Genomic DNA, 2,368 nt, shown 5'->3' with positions numbered 1-2,368 from the left:
CGCCGTTTTGCAAGCCTTATTTCAGCATATTGGCCTAAGAATCTCTCCATGACCATGTGGCCGGTTTATTCAAACATAGATTCTCACAATTACCGGTTAATCTCATGAACTGCATAAGTCATGATAATAATTACATCCTACTAATATTTTACTTCTTTTTAAGTATATACCATTTTAATAGGGTGTTCAACATTATTTATTATAATACTTGTCTAATATATTTAGCACAGACTTTACTGCTTTTTTCGTAGTGCTATTATTTGCTTTTGTTTTTGCATTTTGAGTAACGGTAACGATTAGATTTCTATATGTGTACGTCGCCATATCAGTTCTATCTGATAATTCAGGATCGGCTCCGTCATATCCAGTAGGGACTTCCCAAGCAACTAAGTTTTTTCCCATATCTACTTCTGTATAAGCGAAACGCACATAAAACTGAATAGACTTATCCTTATTTTCAAAAATAAATAGTTGTTGTGTAGGATTAAAATCGCCACTTCCACCTCCAAGAGTTATGGTGTCTTTCTTGTTAAATGTAAAATCTCTTTCTATTAAAAAAATTGTTTTATACGGTTGAATTAATGAGAAACCATCTATAACTATATTGCTTTCAAAATCCTCCATGAATTTTGTGAAATCATCATACTTGGGTATGTTTACAGTATCTATTACGCTCTTGTTTGATGCTGTTACTTGTGGTGTTTGTACATTAGATCCATTCGAACAACCTGTTAGAGAAATGGAAATCATCAAACAGCTGATTAGAAATAACAACATTTTTTTCATATTATTACATCCTCCTCGGGAAGCACAAAAATATACAACTGATAAATCAAAACAGGGATTGTAATACATAGCGATTGAATAAGCATAATTTTCATATATATCGAAACAGAATCAGTAATCTTAAAGAAGTTCAACTCAAGGCTATAATTTTCCGCTGAATCTTTTATAATTTCCACAAAAAATGGTGTTGTAAAGTACGATGCACAGAGAAAAATGATAAAAACCAAGATGGTGATAAGTAATTGTTTTCTTAATTCCAATAAATGATTTAAAAACGGGCTGGGTTGATCTGATTTTCTATTGATCATGCCCCCTCCTTTAAATCTAGAATTGTATAAATTTTTCATTATTTCACATTTACATAAATACTTCCGAAAAGTTGTTCACCTAGATATACATCAAGCCTCCACAATCCTTTAGCTGGTAATTCCATATTTGAAGGAATATGTGCATCTGCCCCGTGGTTAGGCCCTGCTAAATCATGATACTCCCAAACATGTTTTTTATCAGGAGTACCTGCACCCTCAACTAAGGCTGGTTGTTTTTCCTTAGTTTCTTGATTTATTGCTTCTACTTTGAAAGGTGTTTTTGAAAGTTCGTCCTTAGTGCCCCAGAAATGCCACATATATTTATTGGCTTTTCCAGAAATAAAGTCCGGCCCAAGAATCGCTAATTTATTTTTAATCCCTTGCATCTCTACATCGCCAACTTTGAAATGAGAACTTGGTACATTCTGCTCTGGAATTTGGTCATACTCTGCATTTGAAGAAAATCCATTAACTATGAGTGAAAAAATGAAAAATATAATAATTCTATACATCCTATTCCTCATTAATCCCATTCATATTATTTATATTAATATATAAGTTTGATAGCGTTTTCATTATCCCTTCTAAAACTAAAAAGTAAAAGAAAATATATTATTTTTCCTCCTATAATATTACACAAGATGTATGTATTTGGAAATGGTTCTACCGACTCATTTGTTTCCAGCTTATCTTGATTTAAAAAAAGCGCAGAAGTGGTAATATGATAAAAAGGAATCATATTAGAAGATACTCATATGTAATGAAGGAATTAATTTTGGGACAAAATATATTGGATGTAAAAGCAAATTTTTCCGTGGGTTTAGCAACAAAACGAGGCTTCAAATATTGGAACTTATCAAAGACCAAGAAAAAACGATTTCTCAAATTGTGGAAGAAGTCAGTGGGAATCAATCGAACATTTCGCAGCATTTGGCTTGTTTAAAAGGGTGTGGAATAATCGTTGGACGCCCAGAAGGTAAATTCATTTATTACAGTTTGCGAAGCGAACAAATCAGGATGTTGCTTTCGATGATGGATGATGTATTCCATCAGGTGGAAGAAGATGTTGCTGCATGCGAGAGAAATGAACCGGTTATTACGACATTATTATTCTAAATCCTTTATTAGGTATTTAGCCCCCTCCTTTTTTTTAAATAGCCTCTCGGCATTTGCCGAGGCTGATGGGACAAGGGTTTCCTCGAACCATCTTTATTAGCATCCTCCTACTTGGTTAGGGGGATTTTTCATTTAATCCCATTTTTCATTATGGGAAA

General features: G+C 33.3%; 4 protein-coding genes. 1 reads left to right on the top strand and 3 read right to left on the bottom strand.

What is annotated here, in order from left to right; translation table 11 throughout:
* Positions 1–192: 192 nt before the first annotated feature.
* The 3 genes from AC2TDN_RS26380 to AC2TDN_RS26370 are packed head-to-tail and all read right to left on the bottom strand — an operon-like array spanning position 193 to position 1,606.
* Positions 193–786: a hypothetical protein gene (locus tag AC2TDN_RS26380; RefSeq protein ID WP_482069645.1), complete on the bottom strand. Its 594-nt coding sequence runs from the start codon at positions 784–786 to the stop codon at positions 193–195.
* A complete protein-coding gene (locus AC2TDN_RS26375) occupies positions 783–1,094 on the bottom strand; it encodes a twin-arginine translocase subunit TatC (protein ID WP_482069644.1) in 312 nt (103 codons plus the stop codon). Before AC2TDN_RS26375 ends, AC2TDN_RS26380 begins: the two co-directional genes overlap by 4 nt.
* 38 nt (positions 1,095–1,132) lie before the next feature.
* A complete protein-coding gene (locus tag AC2TDN_RS26370) occupies positions 1,133–1,606 on the bottom strand; it encodes a DUF4871 domain-containing protein (RefSeq protein ID WP_484690722.1) in 474 nt (157 codons plus the stop codon).
* A gap of 241 nt (positions 1,607–1,847) precedes the next feature.
* On the opposite strand from AC2TDN_RS26370, the gene AC2TDN_RS26365 reads away from it, so the two are divergent.
* Positions 1,848–2,210, top strand: coding sequence for an ArsR/SmtB family transcription factor (locus tag AC2TDN_RS26365; protein WP_482069657.1), 363 nt, complete (start codon positions 1,848–1,850; stop codon positions 2,208–2,210).
* The last annotated feature ends 158 nt before the right edge of the window (positions 2,211–2,368 follow it).

Source organism: Paenibacillus sp. Y660 (assembly GCF_057221575.1).
The sequence above is the reverse complement of the archived record's forward strand: the minus strand, read 5'-3'. Positions and strand labels throughout refer to the sequence as shown.

What these genes read in the sequence shown, in the direction of transcription:
- AC2TDN_RS26380 (WP_482069645.1), bottom strand. Translation starts at nt 786, where the DNA reads ATGAAAAAAATGTTGTTATTTCTAATCAGCTGTTTGATGATTTCCATT.
- AC2TDN_RS26370 (WP_484690722.1), bottom strand. Translation starts at nt 1,606, where the DNA reads ATGTATAGAATTATTATATTTTTCATTTTTTCACTCATAGTTAATGGA.
- AC2TDN_RS26375 (WP_482069644.1), bottom strand. Translation starts at nt 1,094, where the DNA reads ATGATCAATAGAAAATCAGATCAACCCAGCCCGTTTTTAAATCATTTA.